Origin of the sequence: Pseudomonas sp. P8_229, from assembly GCF_034008635.1 — a bacterium.
Lineage (GTDB): Bacteria > Pseudomonadota > Gammaproteobacteria > Pseudomonadales > Pseudomonadaceae > Aquipseudomonas.
In genome coordinates, this window is record NZ_CP125378.1 from 6262251 (window position 1) to 6280956 (window position 18706).

Sequence of the window (18706 nt, forward strand, 5' to 3'; positions counted from 1 at the left end):
CGGCCCCCGCCCTTTTATAAGAAAAGATCATGAACACAACCGTTGAATTGACCACCCTGCTCAGTTTCACCCGCCAACATTCGGCTTATTACCGCGAGCATTTCAAGGACGTCGCAGCGCCCATCAGCACTTTGGCCGAACTGCCCTTGATCGACCCTGTGCATTATTGGCGCGACAGCCAGCATCCAGACCAATGGCCGGTGCTGACCGCAACCCCGCACGATGCACTGATCTTCAAGACCGGGGGCACCACCGGCTCCGGCAAACTGTCGCTGTTCACCCGCGCCGAATGGCAAACCCTGGTGCGTGATTTCGGACGCCATCTCACGGCGCAACTGAACCCCGGTGACCGGGTTGCGAACCTGTTTTTCGTCGGCGACCTATATGCGAGTTTCATCTTCACCCACGACGCCCTGAGCCATGTCGAGACGCCCGTCTGCGAGTTCCCGTTTACCGGAGAGGCCGACAGCGGCGTGCTGGCCGACTCGATCGGTGCCTACCGGATCAACGTACTGGCGGGCGTACCCGCCCAACTGCTGAAGTTCGCCGCCTGGCTTGAGCGTCAGTCACGGACGCTGGAAGGTGTCGAAACGCTGCTCTACGGCGGTGAGAGCCTGTTCCCCGCGCAACTGCAATTGCTCGACCGGGTGTTCCCGAACGCACGCATCGCCTCGATCGGCTATGCCAGCGTCGACGCCGGTCCCATCGGCATCAGTGCCCGCGATTGCGCCCTGGGCGAGCACCGGATGCTGGAAACACACAGTGTGCTGGAGATCATCGATGAAGTGACCGGTGAGGTCATCGAAGAATGCAACCGCAATGGACGGCTGGTCTTGACCAACCTGACGCGGCGCCTGATGCCGGTGATCCGTTACCCTGTCGGCGACCTGGCCTGCTGGCGCGAACCCGCCGGGACGCCGATGCGCAAATTCGCCCTGGCAGGCCGCAGCATGCACAGCCAGCGTGTGCGGGTGGGCGTATTGAGCCTGGACACGGGTGATATTGCCGATCTGGTGCGAGCCATCGGCAACAGCGACGATTGGCAACTGCTCATCGAACAGCAGGGAAAGAAAGACCTGCTGAGTCTGCGCTGGGTAGCGGGCACGCAAACGTCTGACGTTGCCCTGGCGACCACAAGGCTGCGACGCGCGCTGATTGGCCAATACCCGTTGATCGAGCAGTTGCACGCCGATCATCTGCTGGACCTGCACGTGATCGACTGCGCTAATGACGAACTGGCTTGTCATCCGCGCTCCGGCAAACGTCAGCGGGTCGTCGACCGGCGCGAATATGGCACCCCGTGCCTGAGGCGAGGATGATGGATACGGTAATCCTGCGACGCTATCGGATCGGCGATGCAGCGGCGGTCAGCTGTCTGTTCCGGAAAATCTACGGCGACCATTACGTGCAACCGCACGTCTATTTGCCCTGCATGATCAGCCAAAACCACCGCGATGGCCGCTGGCACTCGATGGTGGCTCTGATGAACGGCGAAATCTGCGGGCACGCCACTTTGTTTCGCCAGGCCGCCAGCCACTCACTGACGGCAGAACTGGCATTGAGCGTGGTGCACCCGGAAACTCGCGGACAGAACATTGCCACGCAATTGGGCCAGCAGTTGCTGATTCATGCTCAGGCGCTTGATTGCCGGGGCGTGACCATCAAGCAGGTGACGCAACACCCGTACACACAACGCATGGCCGCCGGTCTCGGCTTTCACAGTTGCGGGTTGTTGCCGGACTACGTGCCCACGCCCTTTGGCGGCCCGGGACGCGAGACGATCATTGTCGGCCACTGCTGCATCGACGGCTATCGACGTCCACTGCCGGCGCTGGTCTGGCCAGAAGCTTGTCGCGAGTTGATGCTGCACCTGGAAACAGCGTTTGGCACCGCAGACAACGCCGCGCCCTGGAAGGGCCCGAAGCTGCATTTCGAACATGCATCGGGGCGTTATGACATGGTGTTGAAAGTACTCGAGGACGACCTGTTCCAGCAGTTGGAACAACTGCCGACGCAGTGGCTGATTTCGCTCCGGCTCAGGCTCGCCGAGGGGTTTGCCAGCGCCTTGCACAAACTGGCTGCAGTGGGTTTCGCCTTCACCGGAGTTATCCCCGATGACCGCAGCGAAGGCTGGCTGGCGTTGTTTCATCGCGGCTATCAGCCATCTGCGCTGACGTTGCACTGCCCGCACATGCAACACCTGCAGGATCAGGCTCGACAGAGCGGTGAAATCAATCCGCAGTAGACATGAAAACGGCCCGTCCACAGGATGGACGGGCCGTAGAGGGTCGGCTTATGCCTTGGCTTTGATGCCTTGATCCACAGGTTTGGGCGCGTTGCCTTCACCGTAGGTTTTCAGGTTCTGCAGCACGTAGATCGCCTTTTTATATTCGGGGATCAGATTCTTGCCGTAAGCGTTGCCATTGAGGCCATTGCTCTGGATAGCGTCGAGCTGGGTCGCGAAGTACTCCAGCGCGTTGAATTTGGCATCAACGTCTTTGGTCACGCCGAACCGGTCGAACTTGTCGCCAGCATTGAGCAACGTGAACGAAGTGATCTCGGAGATCAGGCCGCGGCTGCGCAGGAAAACACTCAGATTGCCCAGTTGCTTGACCGAGACGTTCGCCGGATCGAAGCCCTTGATGTTCTTGCGCAGGCCCTGCTTGTCCATTTCGGCGGTGTTCAGCGCGTTCGGGTCATTACCGACCATGCTCAGCATCTGCTGCACCTTGACGCTCTGATTCACCTGCTTTTTCGCACCCGTGTTGCGAACCAGCACCCCTGCCTTGCTCTCCCAGCCGCCGACAATGCCGATCGTCATGAGAAGACTCCCTGTGAAAAAACCATGAAATGTCCTTGCTGGACCACTCGAATGCCGGGAAGTATCTACCGGCCAACTAGTGGCACCAACCCTTTTAGTGCAGTCGCTTACAATTTTTGTACATTCTCGATACAAATCGCCACAGATGCGCTATCTCGGGCATTTCTGCTGATTGCGCGAACCTTGTTGAGGGTTTTTGGGGTTCTTGCAAAAGCCGCTCAATTTATTTGTATCAAGGCCGATACGCACTTTTGGCCTGCCTTGCGCGTTCTTGCACGAAAGTACCTAAAGCTTCCCCGCTCGCCGACGATACGCTGATGTACCCCCGCCGCTTTCCCCCGACTCCACAATAAAAATTTGCAGCTCAAGGACCGGTATCCATGCCCGCATTCCGCACCATTCAGGCTCGCTACACGCTGTTTCTGGTTCTGTTCATCCTGCTGCTGTCGGTGTTGACCGTGGTCGGTATCAGCCAACTGGTCGCGCCCAAGCTGCGGCATACCGAAGAGCAAGTCGTGCTCAATCGCATCGCCGAAGTCGCCGAGCAGATCCAGGGCGAACTGAACAAAGTGCAGTCACAGCAACGCAGCATCACCCAAACCATTCCCCTGCTCGACAGCGCGGCCATCGACACGGTGTTGCCGGGACTGGTGGATCAATACGGCGAGCTGAAAGTATTTGGTGGCGGGATCTGGCCATTGCCGGGCCAGCGTGAGGCCGGGCGCAACAAATTCAGTACCTTCTGGCACCGCGACGCCTCGGGCAAACTGGCGGTGAATACCTTCTGGAACAGCGACGCCGCCCCCAACTACTACGACCAGAGCTGGTACAAGGGCGGCATGCAGACCCCGCGCGGCCAGTGCGCCTGGGCCGCGGCCTATAAAGACGACGCGAGTGCCGAGCCGCGCACCAACTGCGCCATGGCGATCCAGAAAAACGGCGCGGCCTGGGGCGTTTCGACCATCGACGTGACACTGGGCTTCTTCAACGACCTGGTCGCGCGCAAGGAAAAAGACCTGAATGCCGAAATGCTGATCGTCGAGGCCGACGGCAAGATCATCAGCAACAGCTCGCGCATCAGTGGCCCGATCGTGCTCAAGAACATCAGCGAACTGGCCGCCGGCTCAACCTTCGCCAGCCAGGTCAAGGCCGGCCTGCAGCATCGCGATCAGGCGCAACGCGTCGAGTTCGACAACAACGGCGAGGCCAGCACCTTCTTCATGCGCCCGATCGAGGGCACGCCGTGGTTCCTCGCCACCGCCCTGCCGACCAAGATGCTCACCGCCCAGCGCGATGACGTACTCAGCAGCCTGAGCCTGTTGCAGATTCCACTGGTGATCCTGCTGGTGTTGTTGCAGGCCTATGCAATCCGCCAACTGGTTTCGCGGATGAAAGCGCTGAAAGCCAACATCGACTTGCTGTCCAGCGGCGATGCCGACCTGACCCGGCGCATCACCATCCGTGCCGAAGATGAACTCGGGGCCATCGGCCATTCGGTCAACACCTTCATTGCCTACCTGCAAAACATGATCGGAGAAGTGACCCAGGCCACCGGCGCCATGGCCACCAGCCTCGACGACCTGCAACGGACGTCGGCGCACACCAGCCAGATCCTGCTACGTCATGCTTCAGAAACCGATCAGACCGTGACGGCCATCACCGAAATGAGCTCGACCGCCGACAGCGTGGCGCAGAACGCCGCTGAAACCGCGGCCTTCACTCAGCGCGCCAACGAAAACGCCGACCGTTCGCGAGTGGTGGTGGGTGAAGCGACCAACAGTGTGGTGGCCTTGATCGACGAAGTGGCCAGTGCCACCCAGAAAGTCGAGAACATGCAGCAGGACGCGCAACGCATCACCGAGATTCTCGGGGTGATCGGCGCGATTGCCGGGCAGACCAACCTGTTGGCACTCAACGCCGCCATTGAAGCGGCCCGCGCGGGTGAACAAGGACGCGGTTTTGCCGTGGTTGCCGATGAAGTGCGCGCCCTCGCCGCCCGTACTCAGGCCAGTACCTCGCAAATCAATGAAATGTTGATCCGCCTGACCCAAGGCGTGAGTTCCTCGGTCAGCGCCATGGAGAATACTCAGGCCAGCTGCCAGTCCGCCGCCGACGCCACGGCGCGGGTCAACTCGGGCCTGGACGAAATGGCCGGCTCGGTCAGCCACATCAACAGCCTCAGCACGCAGATTGCCACCGCTGCCGAACAGCAAAGTGCGGTGACCGAAGAGATCAACCGCAGCATGGTGCAGATCCGCCACATGGTCGAGGAACTGGTGCACAGCGGCCAGGCCAGCGAACTCAACACCCGCCAGTTGCTGGAAGCCAACAGCCGGGTCAGCGCGATTATGGGGCGGTTCAAGGTCCGTTGACCCCTGTCTTTCCACATTGATTTTCTGCCCTACAGATAACCAATGTGTGCGAGCCTGCTCGCGAAAGCCTGGTTTCAGTCGCTGCCTCCAGTGCCTGACCCACTGCCTTCGCGAGCAGGCTCGCTTGTATGGTAGGACTTGAAGGGAGGAGGAGGGACAAGGCTCGATTCTGACTGTTAGCGCAGTACAGACCGTGGGAGATTTCACCCCTCCTCCTTTCACCCAAGCGCCGATAAAGAATGCATCTGGCCTAGACCGACGATAGGAACAAGCCTGCGCCTCTGGGTGAACCCTTCAAGCGTTCAAACCTTAGCCCGGAGGATTTCTCATGGCAATGCCCGTCGTTACCACTCAGTCGATTATCGGGGTTGATGTCGCCAAGGACGAACTGGTGATTTATCACGCCGAATCAGATCAGCTCGAGACAATCTCCAATACCAAAGCGGCGATCAAGAAATGGCTCAAAACCGCTGCCAAGCCAGTGGCAATCGCCATCGAAGCCACCAATATCTATCACCAGGAATTTGCTGATCTGGCGTATGCCGATGGTTGCGTGATCTATATGGTTGGCGGTTATGAGCTCAGCCATTACCGCAAAGGTGTGAACGTTCGCGCCAAAACTGATGCGCTGGATGCCCGATTACTGGCCCGTTATCTGACAAACGAAGGGGACCACTTACGCCCTTGGACACCGCCGTCGCCCTTGTATTGCCGGCTCATCAGTCTTTTCCGGCGTCGTGCGGCTCTGGTCCAGGCTCGTGTCAGCCTCAAGCAGAGCTGGGAGAATGAGCCATTGCTCAAAACCGCTTTCAAAAATCAGATAAACGCCATGCAAAGACTGGAAATCCTGCTGGAGAAAACGATCCTGGCGCAGATAGACGAAGCCGGTTTAGGCGCTCAGCTCAAGCGTTGCATGAAGGTAGAAGGCATCGGTACGTTGACCGGCGCCCGCTTGCTCGCATCCTTTCAGCGTGGGGACTTCAGGAATGCCGACGCTTTCATCGCCTTTCTAGGCCTGGATCTGCGCATATCGGACTCAGGCAAAAAGAAAGGCCGTCGCTGCCTGACCAAACGAGGCGACTCAGAGGCACGTCGATTGCTGCACAACGCTGCAATGGCGGCGAGCCGGACCTCGGCGTGGAAAGGGTTTTATGAGGCTTTAAGAGAGCGCGGATTGAGCACTACCCAAGCACTGGTCGCACTAGCCCGCAAGCTTGCCCGGGTGGTATTTGCTCTGTTGAAAAACCAGAGCGAATACTCACCTAAAGCCGTTTAGGGGCTAGGCATGAACCATAGAATCTCCCACAGGGGGACGCCAGATCTGGCCACCTGACAGATTTGTAATGTCTCACTCAGCAGGCTGTCAGCCTTGATCGACGATCATCCTGCCAGTCTGCCTTGTATCAACTTGAAACACTCCGTTGATGCCGGGCAAGATAATCCGGTCAAAATGGCCGCCTGAAAATGCCCCCCCTGTGGTGAGGGGGTTTATCCCCGATGGGCGCGGAGCGTCCCTTCTTTTCGGGCCCGCTGCGCAGGCCATCGGGGATAAATCCCCTCGCCACAGGTGTCCATCAGTGCTTTACCTCCGAGTCGAGACCGCCCCTCATGCGAAATCCTTTGCGACTGGCCGCCCTGAGCGCCCTGCTCCTGTCCTCCCTGGCCCAGGCTGCCGACCTGATCCCGATCGAAGTCCATCGCGACGCCAACTGCGGCTGCTGCAAAAAATGGATCAGCCACCTCGAAGCCAACGGTTTCAAAGTCGAAGACCACGTCGAATCCGACATGAGCAGCTTCAAGCAGCAACACGGCGTGCCACCGCGCCTGGGTTCCTGCCATACCGCGCTGATCAACGGCAAGTTCGTCGAGGGCCATGTGCCGGCTGAGCAAGTGCTGGCCCTGAGCAAACGCGACGACCTGCTGGGCGTGGCCGCACCGGGCATGCCGATGGGTTCTCCGGGCATGGAAATGGATGGCATGAGCGATGCCTATCAAGTGATCGGCCTGAAAAAGGACGGCACGGACGTGGTGGTGGCGGACTACCCGGCCCACTGATGGCCGCCGGTTACGTCGGGCTGTTCGCAGCCGCGTTCGGCGCTGCAACGCTGTTGCCATTGCAATCCGAAGCGCTGCTGGTCGGCCTGATCGCCAGCGACCGCTACTGGCTGTGGGGGCTGCTGGGCGTGGCGACGCTGGGCAACGTGCTCGGTTCGCTGGTCAATTGGTGGCTGGGACGTGGCCTCGAACGCTTTCAGGGTCGACGCTGGTTTCCCGTCAGCCGTAAACACATGACCACGGCACGCAAACACTACGAGCGTTATGGGCACTGGTCGCTGCTGCTCAGCTGGCTGCCGGTCATTGGCGATCCGCTGACCCTGATCGCCGGTGTCATGCGTGAGCCGCTCGGGCGCTTTCTGTTGATTGTCACCTTCGCCAAGGGCGCGCGTTACGCCGTGGTGGCGATGTTGACGCTGGGCTGGCTCGATTGAACATTCCGCCGTTGCCGTTGCCTGTGGTTAACATCGCCCTAATCCGGACGCTCCAGCATCAGCCGATTTCAATGGAGTTTGCCCTTATGTCCGTCACGCTAACCCGCTGGCTGCCCGGCCTGTTCCTGACTGCTGCGCTGCCGCTGTTTGCGCATGCTGCCGAACCCACTGAAGCGGCGCCCGGCGCAGGCCCCACTTATGGTGCGCAGCTGCAAGGCTTCCAGTACCCCTACACACTCAAGCACTTTGCCTTTCAGTCCCAGGGTAAATCCCTGCAGATGGGTTACATGGACGTCGCCGCCCACGGCAAGGCCAACGGCCGCACCGTGGTGCTGATGCACGGCAAGAACTTTTGCGCCGCCACCTGGGACAGTTCGATCAAGGCCTTGAGCGAGGCTGGATACCGGGTCGTCGCGCCGGATCAGATCGGTTTCTGCACCTCCAGCAAACCCGATCACTATCAATACAGCTTCCAGCAACTGGCAACCAACACCCAGCAACTGCTCAAGGCGCTGGGCATCCAGAAAGCCACCCTGCTCGGCCACTCCACCGGCGGCATGCTCGCCACCCGCTACGCCTTGCTGTTTCCCGATCAGGTCGAACAACTGGCACTGGTCAACCCGATCGGCCTGGAAGACTGGAAGGCCCTCGGCGTGCCGTATCGCACCGTTGATCAGTGGTATCAGCGCGAACTCAAAGTCACCGCCCAAGGCATTCGCGACTACGAACGCAACACTTATTACGACGGCCGCTGGAAGCCCGAATTCGACCGTTGGGTCGACATGCTCGCCGGTCTGAGCAATGGCCCGGGCAAAGCCCAGGTGGCATGGAACTCGGCGCTGATCTACGACATGATCTTCACCCAGCCGGTGTACTACGAGTTCAAGGACCTGAAGATGCCGACCCTGTTGCTGATCGGTACGTCCGACACCACGGCCATCGGCAAGGACCTCGCCTCTCCAGAGGTCAAGGCAAAAATCGGCCACTATGATGTGCTCGGCAAGCAGGTCGCCAAGCTGATTCCCCAGTCGACGCTGGTCGAATTCCCCGGCATGGGCCACGCGCCGCAGATGGAAGAACCGGAGCAATTTCATAAAGCGTTGCTTGGCTGGCTGAACAATACCAATCCCGTTCGTTGATGAGGTAAGGCTGATGGCGATGCAGATTGCAGTGATTGATGACTGGCAGGACGTGGCACGGGATGTGGTCGACTGGTCGGTGCTCGACAGCATTGGCGAAGTGACGTTTGAGCATGATTACCCGGCGGACAACGCCACCCTGGCCGAGCGACTGGGCCGGTACCAGGTGATCTGCGTGATGCGCGAGCGCACGCGGTTCGACCAGGACCTGCTGCAGCGCCTGCCCAACCTCAAGCTATTGGTCACTGGCGGCATGCGCAACGCAGCGCTGGACATGCAGGCGGCCGCCAGCCTCGGGATCAAGGTCTGCGGCAGCGATAGCTACAAGCACGCGGCGCCGGAGCTGACCTGGGCATTGATCATGGCCGCCACGCGCAATCTGGTGAATGAAGCCAATTCCCTGCGTGCCGGCCGCTGGCAGCAAGGGCTGGGCGGCGACCTGCACGGCAAGACGCTGGGCATCCTCGGTCTTGGCAGCATTGGCCAGAAGGTGGCGCAATTCGGCCAGGTGTTCGGTATGCGCGTAATCGCCTGGAGCGAAAACCTCACCGCCGAACGCGCCGAAGCATCCGGCGTGACCTGGGTCAGCAAGCAGCAATTGTTCGAACAGGCCGATGTGCTGTCGGTGCACCTGGTGCTCAGCGAGCGCAGTCGCGCACTGGTCGATGCGCAGGCGCTGGACTGGATGAAACCCACCGCGCTGCTGGTCAACACCGCCCGCGGGCCGATTGTCGATGAAGCGGCGCTGATCAAGGCCTTGCAGAAACAGAAGATCGCCGGGGCAGCATTGGACGTGTTCGATCAGGAACCGCTGCCGGCACTGCACCCGTTTCGCACGCTGGACAATGTGCTGGCCACGCCGCATGTGGGGTACGTCAGCCGGCAGAACTACGAGCAGTTCTTTGCGCAGATGATCGAGGATATTCAGGCTTGGGCGGCGGGGAGCCCGCTTCGCCTGTTGAACTGATCGCAATTTTTGGAGGGCGGTGGACCGACTGATGCCTTCGCGAGCAAGCCCGCTTCCACAGGGAACTGCGTACACCGGTCAAATGTGGGAGCAAAGGGGCCATCCCACAATTGATTGGTGTACGACGCATTTCCAGTGTGGGAACGGGCTTGCTCGCGAAGGGGCCCGGACAGACAACAAATCAACAAACTGCCCGCACCACAACAGTGCACCCTCCCTTCCCGCTAGCACAGAAACGTGACCGGACAGTCACCGTTTTGGCCCTCTCCAGCAAAAAAACCTGCACTTCGTCGGTGCGTTCGCCCCTGCAAACCCTGCCTTTCACCGCTGACAAACCGATTGTCGAACAATTTACCCATTTGCTCTGGCCCGCTCTAGGATCTGGCCTAGACTGATTTTCGCGGGGCTCGACCTGCCGGTCACAATGCGGAAAAAAAGTCGAAACTTTTGCGCGAAGCGACGGGTCATCTGAAACACAGGGGCAACGCGACTGGTGCAATCCTTGCAACGGCCCCTCCACCCATTCTGCTTGCGCGTGTTGGGTAGCGTTTGCTCACCGATGCGTGGCGCGTTTGCGCCCGGCCACAGGACTTGGCCAAGGACATCGCTTGTTCAAGACAAGAATCAGATCAACGACACGGGAGATTCATATGATCAGTGCGGCATTGGATATTCAGGGAGAGCGTGCTCAGCAGGCCGTTGGCGAATCGAGCAGCGTGAGTCTTCCCGGCAGCCGGTCGATCAGCGTCCCAAGCACCAAAACGCTGACGCCGGTCGCCAGCCAGAATCCCAACAAGAAGAAAGTGTTGTTCGTGACCTCGGAAATCGCCGACCTGGTGAAGACCGGCGGTCTGGGTGACGTTTCCGCCGCCCTGCCCCGCGCCATGGCGCACCTGCACGATGTGCGGGTATTGATCCCCGGTTACCCGCAGGTGATGCACAGCGAAAACCCGATCCACATCATCGGCGAACTCGGTGGCCACGCCGCGCTGCCACCGTGCAAGATCGGCCGCATGGACATGCCCGACGGGCTGGTGATCTACGTCCTGATCTGCCCCGAACTGTATGAGCGCGAAGGGTCGCCCTACGGCGCCAACAATGGCCGCGACTGGCCGGACAACCACATTCGTTTCGCCCGCCTGGGCCTGGCCGCTGCCGACATCGCCGCCAACCTGGCGCAAATTCACTGGTGCCCGGATCTGGTGCACGCCCATGACTGGCCCGCCGGCCTCGCGCCTGCCTATATGCACTGGCGCGGGCAGCGCACGCCGACCCTGTTCACCATTCACAACCTCGCCTACCAAGGCGTGACCAGCCTCGGCTCATGCCCGGAGCTCGGCATTCCGAACCATGCCCTGCAACAGGAAGGCATGGAGTTCTACGGCAAGATGTCGTTCCTCAAGGCCGGCATGGCGTATTCGAGCCACATCACCACGGTCAGCGCGACTTACGCGCAGGAAATCACCACCCCGGACTTCGGCTGCGGCCTCGACGGTTTTCTCGCCGCCAAGACCCAGCAAGGCTTGCTCAGCGGCATCCCCAACGGCATCGACGAGAGCTGGGACGCAGCCACCGACCCGCACCTGTTCGCGCCATTCGCCATTGGCGACTGGGAAGGCAAAGCGGTCAACGCCGCCCATGTGCGAGAACTGTTCGGCCTGAACGATTCCACCGGGCCGCTGTTCGCCGTGGTTTCGCGTCTGGTCTATCAAAAAGGTCTGGACCTGACGCAGGCGGTGTCCGAATACATCGTGCGCAACGGCGGCCAGATCGCAATCATCGGTCGCGGCGAGCCGGAAGAAGAACAGGCCATGCGCGAACTGGCGCTGCGCTTCCCCGGGCAGATCGGCGTGCGCATCGGCTTCAATGAAACCGACGCCCGGCGCATGTTTGCCGGCAGCGATTTTCTGCTGATGCCGTCGCGTTATGAACCCTGCGGCCTGAGCCAGATGTACGCCCAGCGCTTCGGCTCGTTGCCGGTGGCACGCAACACCGGCGGGCTGGCAGACACCATCGAGAACGGCGTCACCGGCTTCCTCTTCGACGAGTCCACTGCCGACAGCTACCGCGAAGCCCTGAGCCGCGCGTTCAAGGTGTTCGCCTTCCCCGAACTGCTCAATGCCATGCGTTGCCGGGCGATGGCCGCGCCGTTCAACTGGTGCAAAGCGGTCGAACCCTACGCTGAACTCTACGAACAACTGGTCGCCAAGGCGCTGGGTAAAGCCGGCCACAAATAAATCAGGGAGTTTTCCACGATGCCGTTACGGACCCAAGAAAACTGGCCCCACGGCGCGATCATGCAGGACGCCGAACACACACAATTTGCGCTGTGGGCACCGGATGCGTTTTACGTCAGTGTCGAGCTCGCAAACGGCCAGTCCCTGCCGATGCTGCCGCAGGGCGATGGCTGGTTCGTGATCAAGACCCGGTGCCCGGCGGGCACTCGCTACCGCTACAACATCGATGGCGAACTGGACGTGCCCGACCCGGCTTCCCGCGCCCAGGACGGTGACCTTGACCACCACAGCGTGGTGGTCGATCCACTGGCCTATCAGTGGCGCCACACCACCTGGCATGGTCGGCCGTGGAGCGAAGCGGTGATCTACGAGCTGCACGTTGGCGCACTCGGTGGCTTTGCCGAAGTCGAGCAGCACCTGGCGCGTCTGGCCGAACTGGGCATTACCGCCATCGAGTTGATGCCGCTGGCGCAGTTTCCCGGCAGCCGAAACTGGGGCTACGACGGCGTGCTGCCCTACGCACCGCAAGCCTCTTACGGGACCCCGGAACAACTCAAACATCTGATCGACAGCGCCCACGGCCATGGTCTGGCGGTGATTCTCGATGTGGTCTACAACCACTTCGGCCCCGACGGCAACTACCTCAACCGTTACGCCAAAGGCTTCTTTCGCGAAGACAAGCACACGCCCTGGGGCGCGGCGATCGACTTCCGCCGCCGTGAGGTGCGGGATTTCTTCATCGAAAACGCGCTGATGTGGTTACTGGAATACCGCTTCGATGGCCTGCGGCTGGACGCGGTTCACGCGATTGAAAGTCCGGATTTCCTGCCCGAACTGGCGCAACGCATCCGCCAACAGATCGACCCGACCCGCCACGTCTGGCTGACCGTGGAGAACGAGCTCAACCAGTCGAGCCTGCTCGAAGAAGACTACGACGCGCAGTGGAACGACGACGGCCACAACGCCTTGCACGTGCTGCTGACCGGCGAAACCGACGCGTACTACGCTGACTATGCGCTGCAACCCACCGAACAATTGGCCCGTTGCCTGAGCCAGGGCTTCGTGTTCCAGGGCCATATCACCCGTCACGGTGAACCGCGCGGCGAGCCGAGCGAACACCTGCCTTCCACCGCTTTCATTCTGTTCCTGCAGAACCACGACCAGATCGGTAACCGCGCCCTCGGCGAGCGTCTGCATCAACTGGCCGAGCCTCGGGCGGTGCAGGCGGCCACCGTGCTGTTGCTGCTGTCGCCGATGATTCCGCTGATGTTCATGGGCGACGAGTTCGCGGCCGAGCAGCCGTTCCTGTTTTTCACCAGCCACCACGGCGAACTGGCGGAGCTGGTGCGCGAAGGCCGGCGCAATGAATTCGCCGGGTTCAGCGCTTTCACCGATCCGCATCAGCGCGAAAAGATTCCCGACCCGAATGCCGAACAGACCTTCCACGCCTCACAGCCGCGACTGATCGGCAGCGGCACCGCGAAACAGCAGGAAACCCTCACCTTGTACCGGCAACTGCTGCAATTGCGCCATCAACACATCATTCCCCACCTGTCCGGCACCCAGGCGCTCGGCGCGCACATGCTCGGCCATGGCGCGGTCAGTGCGCGCTGGCGCCTGGGCGATGGCAGTGAGCTGCGAATTGACCTGAACCTCAGCGACACGCCAGTGGTCAACCCTGCACAGACCAACGCCGTGTGGCTGTTTCAACAGCCGCCGGCCGTTGCCCTGTCGGAACCGGGCCAACTGCCCGCGTATTGCGCGCTTGTCAGCCTCACGGCCGCAACCCCCTTGCAACCTTTGGATGGAGAGCGCCTATGAGCGATGCGCAACTGGAAATTCTCGCCAGCAGAGCCGGCCTCGCCGTCGACTGGATCGACGCTAATGGCCGCCCGCAAAAAGTCGCCCCGGCGGTGCTGCGCAATGTCCTCACCGGACTGGGCCATCCGGCCAATACCGCGCAGGAAATCGACGCCAGTCTGCTGGAGCTGCAACAAGTCCAGCAAGACCGCCACTTGCCGCCGCTGCTCACCGCCGACGTAGGTGTCGGCGTGGATCTGGCGCGTTATTTCGAACCTGAAACCCCGTGTGAAATCCACCTTGAAGACGGCTCGCGACTGAACCTCAGACTCGATGCCGAAGCGGTGCTGCCCGGGCTGATCCCGGTCGGCTATCAACAGGTGCACATCGACGATCAATATTTCACTTTGGCCGTAGCGCCGGAGCGCTGCTTCAGCGTCGGCGATGCGGTGGACAACCCGATCCCCCGCGTCTGGGGCCTGAGCGTGCAACTGTACGGTCTGCGCCGCCCCGGCGATGGCGGATTTGGCGACACGCAAGCGCTGGAAGAACTGGCCCGGGTTGCCGGCGAGCGCGGCGCCGACGCGCTGGCAATCAGCCCGCTGCACGCGATGTTCAGCGCCGACACCGGGCGCTACAGCCCCTATTCGCCGTCCAGCCGTCTGTTCCTCAACTCGCTGTATGCCGCCCCCGGGGCGATCCTCGGTGAACGTGCCCTGCGTGATGCGATCGAGGCCAGCGGGCTGGCCGAACAATTCCAGCAACTGGAAGACCTGAAGCTTATTGATTGGCCGACGGCGGCCGATGCCAAACAAAAGCTCCTGCAAGCCTTGTACGACGGCTTCGTCGCGGGCGAGCATCCATTGCATCCGGACTTCGCCAGTTTCCGCCACAGCGGTGGCGAAGCGCTGGAAAACCATTGCCGCTTCGAAGCCATCCAGCAAATGCGCGCCGCTCGTGGCGAAAGCCTCGACTGGCGCGAATGGCCGGAACACTGGCACGACCCGCGCGGCGCCGCCCTCGAAGCGTTTGCCGAGGAGTACGCCGAGCGCATCGGCTACTTCGCTTTCTGCCAATGGCTGATCCACCGCTGCCTGGAGCGCGCGCAAACCGCCGCGCGCAGCGCCGGCATGGGCATCGGCCTGATCGCCGACCTGGCAGTCGGTGCCGACGGTGCCGGCAGTCAAGCCTGGAGTTTTCAGGACGAATTGCTCGCTTCGCTCACCGTCGGCGCGCCGCCGGACATTCTCAACCGCTCCGGTCAGGGCTGGGGGATTTCCGCGTTTTCGCCCGAAGGCCTGATCCGCAACGGCTTTCGTGCCTTCATTGACATGCTCCGGGCCAACTTCGCGCATGCCGGGGGCTTGCGCATCGACCACGTGATGGGCCTGCAACGCCTGTGGGTGATTCCAAACGGCGCCGCACCGGCCGACGGTGCGTACCTGTATTACCCGGTGGACGATCTGCTGCGTCTGCTGACCCTCGAATCCCATCGCCATCAGGCCATCGTCCTCGGCGAGGACCTCGGCACCGTAGCCGATGGCCTGCGGGAGAAACTCAGTGCCCGCTCGATTCTCGGCATGCGCGTGCTGCTATTTGAACAGGACAACACCCGCTTCAAGCCGATTCTCGACTGGCCGGACAACGCCCTGGCGACCACCAGCACCCATGACCTGCCGACGCTCAACGGCTGGTGGCATGGCCGCGATATCGACTGGAATGCGCGCCTGGGCTTTGTCGATGCCAACGGCGAAATCGAATGGCGGCGTCATCGCCAGCGTGAGCGTGAAGGCCTGCGCGGCGCCCTGAGTCAGGACCCGCAGAATTTCCGCGAAGAATCCCACGAAGCCGATCAGGTGGTGGACGCCAGCGTGCGCTTCCTCGGCCATACCCGCGCACCGCTGGTATTGCTGCCGCTGGAGGATGCGCTGGGCATCGACGAACAGGCCAACCTGCCCGGCACCATCGACAGCCACCCGAACTGGTCGCGACGGTTGCCCGGTAACAGCGAAGCCTTGCTCGATGGCGTCGATGCCGCGCGCCGTCTGGAACTGCTGGCCTGCGCCCGCCTTCAGGCTGCCGAGCGTGACCAATGAACCAGACGCTCATCCAGCCATTGCGCGCCACCCTGCGCCTGCAATTTCACCAGGGTTTTACCCTGGAACAAGCAGTGCCGCTGGTGCCGTACTTTGCCAGCCTGGGCATCAGCCACATCTATGCCTCGCCACTGCTCGCGGCCCGTGCGGGCTCGATGCACGGCTACGACGTGGTCGACCCGACCCAGGTCAACCCGGAACTCGGCGGCGAGCCGGCGCTGCGGCGACTGGTCAGCACTCTGCGCGAACACAACATGGGGCTGATCCTCGACATCGTCTCCAACCACATGGCGGTCGGCGGCGGTGACAATCCGTGGTGGCTCGACCTGCTGGAATGGGGCCGGCTGAGCCCTTACGGCGAGTTTTTCGACATTCAATGGCACTCGCCGGACCCGTTGATGGAAGGCCAGTTGCTGCTGCCGTTTCTCGGCAGCGATTACGGCATCGCCCTGCAGGAAGGTACGCTGAAACTGCATTTCGATGTGCAGCAAGGCCGTTTCCACGTCGAGCATTACGAGCATCACTTCCCGATCTGCCCGAACGACTACGGCGAACTGCTCAAACCGGTCGCAGTGCTGAAGTCCCTGGCCGATCGTTTCAGTACCCTCAGCTACCAGACCGACGCTCACTCGCTGGCAATGCCACTCAAGGCAGAACTGCGCGAGCTGGCCAGTGATCCGCAGATCCTCGCGGCAATCGAGAGCAGTCTCGCGCATTACGATTCCACCACCGCCGAAGGTTTCGACAAGCTGCACCCGTTGCTCGAACGTCAAAGCTACCGTCTCGCCAGTTGGCGTACCGCAGCGGACGACATCAATTGGCGGCGCTTTTTCGACATCAACGAACTCGGTGGCCTGCGCGTCGAACGCCCTGCCGTGTTCGAAGCGACCCACGGCAAGATCTTCCAGTTGATCGCCGAAGGCCTGGTCGACGGCCTGCGCATCGACCACATCGACGGCCTCGCCGACCCGCGCGGGTACTGCCGCAAACTGCGCCGGCGCCTCGACCTGCTCGCGCCGGGCCGGCACTTGCCGATCTACGTCGAGAAGATTCTCGGCGCCGGCGAAGCCCTGCGCCGTGACTGGGCAGTGGATGGCAGCACCGGTTACGAATTCATGAATCAACTGTCGCTGCTGCAACACGACCCCGATGGCGAATATGTGCTCGGCGACCTCTGGCAACGGCGCACCGAGCGCCCGGCAGCGTTCATCGAAGAGGCACAACTGGCGCGCCAGCAGATCCTCAATGGTTCGCTGGCCAGTGATTGCGAAAGCGTTGCCCAAGCCCTGTTGCAAGTGGCGCGGGATGACTTGATGACCCGTGACCTGACCCTCGGCGCGATCCGCCGGGTGTTGCAGGCGCTGATCGTGCACTTCCCGGTCTATCGCACTTATATCAGCGCACTGGGCCGCTCGGCGCAGGATGAACAGTTCTTCCAGCAAGCCATGGACGGTGCCCGCCAGAACCTCGGCGAAGGCGACTGGCCGGTGCTCGACTGCGTGGCGGTCTGGCTCGGCGGCACGCCATGGCGGCACAAACCGCGTGGGCGCTCGCGCAAGATCCTCAAACACGCCTGCGTGCGCTTCCAGCAACTGACCTCACCGGCAGCGGCCAAGGCCGTCGAAGACACCGCGCTGTATCGCTCGGCGGTGCTGCTGTCGCGCAATGACGTCGGCTACAACACCGAGCAATTCAGCGCGCCGGTCAGTGACTTTCATGCGCTCAATCAGCAGCGGCTGGAGACGTTTCCCGACAATCTGCTGGCCACGGCCACCCACGACCACAAACGCGGCGAAGACACCCGCGCACGGCTGGCGGTGCTCAGCGAGCGCAGCCACTGGTACGCCGAACAGGTCGAGCTGTGGCGCGCCCTCGCCCGGCCGTTGCGTGACGACGATCACCTGCCGTCGTCCGCCGATGAACTGATCCTTTATCAGGCGTTGCTCGGCAGTTGGCCGCTGCAACTGCGCAGTGACGATCAATCAGGCTTTGCCGATTACGCGCGGCGCATCTGGCAGTGGCAACAGAAAGCCCTGCGCGAAGCCAAGCTGCAAAGCAGTTGGAGCGCGCCCAACGAAGCCTATGAGAACGCCGCACAGACGTTCACCCAACGCCTGCTCACCGGGGACGAGGGCGAACTGCTGCGCGCGGCGCTGAGCAAGACCGTCAACAGCATCGCCGCGGCCGGCGCGCTGAATGGCCTGGCGCAAACCTTGCTGCGCATGACCGTGCCGGGGGTGCCGGATCTGTATCAGGGCAACGAGTTCTGGGATTTCAGCCTGGTCGATCCGGACAACCGCCGGCCGGTGGATTACGCCGCTCGCAAGCAGGCCCTGCACGAACATGCATTGCTTGAGGATCTGCTGGCGAACTGGCGTGACGGGCGCATCAAACAAGCGTTGATCGCCCAGGCATTGAACCTGCGCGCCGAACACGCCGAGCTGTTTCGGCGAGGCACGTACCAGGCCCTGGAGGTGCTGGGCAGCCAGGCGCACAACGTGCTCGCGTTTGCCCGTGAACACGCAGGGACGTACGCCATCGTGATCGTGCCGATCCGCTGCGCGACGCTGCTGGAAAACAGTGCCGTGCCACAGGTCGATGCGCTGCGCTGGGGCGATACGCGGGTGGTTTTACCGTTCGCCGCCTCTGACACAAACCTGAAGGGACTTTTTCACAGCAGCGCAGTCACAAAAAACAGGGAGCTGAACGTCAGCGCCGCGCTGGGGGATATCCCGGTCAATCTCTTTATCCAACTCTTTACGTAACGACGAGTTCAGTTCAGGAG

General features: G+C 61.6%; 12 protein-coding genes and 2 pseudogenes. 13 read left to right on the forward strand and 1 reads right to left on the reverse strand.

All coding sequences use genetic code 11. The features are described from left to right. Positions 1-29 precede the first annotated feature (29 nt). The gene (locus QMK55_RS28115; RefSeq protein WP_320328288.1) at positions 30-1319 is read left to right on the forward strand and encodes a phenylacetate--CoA ligase family protein; all 1290 of its coding nucleotides are present in this window, start codon (positions 30-32) and stop codon (positions 1317-1319) included. Beyond that, on the forward strand, positions 1319-2245 hold the full coding sequence (locus QMK55_RS28120; protein ID WP_320328289.1) for a GNAT family N-acetyltransferase: 927 nt from the start codon (positions 1319-1321) through the stop codon (positions 2243-2245). The genes QMK55_RS28115 and QMK55_RS28120 overlap by 1 nt, the downstream gene beginning before the upstream one ends. 48 nt (positions 2246-2293) lie before the next feature. On the opposite strand, the gene QMK55_RS28125 is transcribed toward QMK55_RS28120, so the two are convergent. Then, positions 2294-2821: a hypothetical protein gene (locus tag QMK55_RS28125; RefSeq protein WP_102355127.1), complete on the reverse strand. Its 528-nt coding sequence runs from the start codon at positions 2819-2821 to the stop codon at positions 2294-2296. Between the two features lie 380 nt (positions 2822-3201). Between QMK55_RS28125 and QMK55_RS28680 the strand changes: the two are divergent. The 11 genes and pseudogenes from QMK55_RS28680 to QMK55_RS28175 form a co-directional block, all read left to right on the forward strand. After that, positions 3202-4332: pseudogene (locus tag QMK55_RS28680) on the forward strand (cache domain-containing protein); the annotation flags it as partial. Between the two features lie 333 nt (positions 4333-4665). Beyond that, a pseudogene (locus QMK55_RS28685) lies at positions 4666-5193 on the forward strand (methyl-accepting chemotaxis protein); the annotation flags it as partial. Between the two features lie 328 nt (positions 5194-5521). Further along, positions 5522-6469: an IS110 family transposase gene (locus tag QMK55_RS28135; RefSeq protein ID WP_102359176.1), complete on the forward strand. Its 948-nt coding sequence runs from the start codon at positions 5522-5524 to the stop codon at positions 6467-6469. Positions 6470-6801: 332 nt separating this feature from the next. Further along, positions 6802-7248, forward strand: a complete 447-nt coding sequence (locus QMK55_RS28140) for a DUF411 domain-containing protein (protein ID WP_102355125.1) — start codon at positions 6802-6804, stop codon at positions 7246-7248. Next, on the forward strand, positions 7248-7682 hold the full coding sequence (locus QMK55_RS28145) for a YqaA family protein (RefSeq protein WP_320328291.1): 435 nt from the start codon (positions 7248-7250) through the stop codon (positions 7680-7682). The genes QMK55_RS28140 and QMK55_RS28145 overlap by 1 nt, the downstream gene beginning before the upstream one ends. 86 nt (positions 7683-7768) lie before the next feature. Next, positions 7769-8821, forward strand: a complete 1053-nt coding sequence (locus QMK55_RS28150; RefSeq protein ID WP_102355123.1) for an alpha/beta fold hydrolase — start codon at positions 7769-7771, stop codon at positions 8819-8821. Positions 8822-8834: 13 nt separating this feature from the next. Further along, a complete protein-coding gene (locus QMK55_RS28155) occupies positions 8835-9788 on the forward strand; it encodes a D-2-hydroxyacid dehydrogenase family protein (protein ID WP_102355122.1) in 954 nt (317 codons plus the stop codon). Between the two features lie 650 nt (positions 9789-10438). Further along, complete coding sequence (gene glgA, locus QMK55_RS28160; protein ID WP_102355121.1) at positions 10439-12025, forward strand: glycogen synthase GlgA; 1587 nt, start codon at positions 10439-10441, stop codon at positions 12023-12025. A gap of 18 nt (positions 12026-12043) precedes the next feature. Then, positions 12044-13846, forward strand: coding sequence for a malto-oligosyltrehalose trehalohydrolase (treZ, locus tag QMK55_RS28165; RefSeq protein WP_102355120.1), 1803 nt, complete (start codon positions 12044-12046; stop codon positions 13844-13846). Beyond that, positions 13843-15921 (forward strand): 4-alpha-glucanotransferase, encoded by a 2079-nt coding sequence (gene malQ, locus QMK55_RS28170; RefSeq protein WP_102355119.1) that lies wholly within the window; start codon positions 13843-13845, stop codon positions 15919-15921. The genes treZ and malQ overlap by 4 nt, the downstream gene beginning before the upstream one ends. Further along, positions 15918-18686, forward strand: coding sequence for a malto-oligosyltrehalose synthase (locus tag QMK55_RS28175; protein ID WP_320328292.1), 2769 nt, complete (start codon positions 15918-15920; stop codon positions 18684-18686). The genes malQ and QMK55_RS28175 overlap by 4 nt, the downstream gene beginning before the upstream one ends. Positions 18687-18706 lie beyond the last annotated feature (20 nt).

Excerpts from the sequence above, each read along its gene's own strand:
- glgA (WP_102355121.1), top strand. The coding sequence starts at position 10,439 with ATGATCAGTGCGGCATTGGATATTCAGGGAGAGCGTGCTCAGCAGGCC.
- QMK55_RS28125 (WP_102355127.1), bottom strand. The coding sequence starts at position 2,821 with ATGACGATCGGCATTGTCGGCGGCTGGGAGAGCAAGGCAGGGGTGCTG.
- treZ (WP_102355120.1), top strand. The coding sequence starts at position 12,044 with ATGCCGTTACGGACCCAAGAAAACTGGCCCCACGGCGCGATCATGCAG.
- QMK55_RS28145 (WP_320328291.1), top strand. The coding sequence starts at position 7,248 with ATGGCCGCCGGTTACGTCGGGCTGTTCGCAGCCGCGTTCGGCGCTGCA.
- QMK55_RS28155 (WP_102355122.1), top strand. The coding sequence starts at position 8,835 with ATGGCGATGCAGATTGCAGTGATTGATGACTGGCAGGACGTGGCACGG.
- QMK55_RS28115 (WP_320328288.1), top strand. The coding sequence starts at position 30 with ATGAACACAACCGTTGAATTGACCACCCTGCTCAGTTTCACCCGCCAA.
- QMK55_RS28135 (WP_102359176.1), top strand. The coding sequence starts at position 5,522 with ATGGCAATGCCCGTCGTTACCACTCAGTCGATTATCGGGGTTGATGTC.
- QMK55_RS28120 (WP_320328289.1), top strand. The coding sequence starts at position 1,319 with ATGGATACGGTAATCCTGCGACGCTATCGGATCGGCGATGCAGCGGCG.
- QMK55_RS28150 (WP_102355123.1), top strand. The coding sequence starts at position 7,769 with ATGTCCGTCACGCTAACCCGCTGGCTGCCCGGCCTGTTCCTGACTGCT.
- QMK55_RS28140 (WP_102355125.1), top strand. The coding sequence starts at position 6,802 with ATGCGAAATCCTTTGCGACTGGCCGCCCTGAGCGCCCTGCTCCTGTCC.
- malQ (WP_102355119.1), top strand. The coding sequence starts at position 13,843 with ATGAGCGATGCGCAACTGGAAATTCTCGCCAGCAGAGCCGGCCTCGCC.
- QMK55_RS28175 (WP_320328292.1), top strand. The coding sequence starts at position 15,918 with ATGAACCAGACGCTCATCCAGCCATTGCGCGCCACCCTGCGCCTGCAA.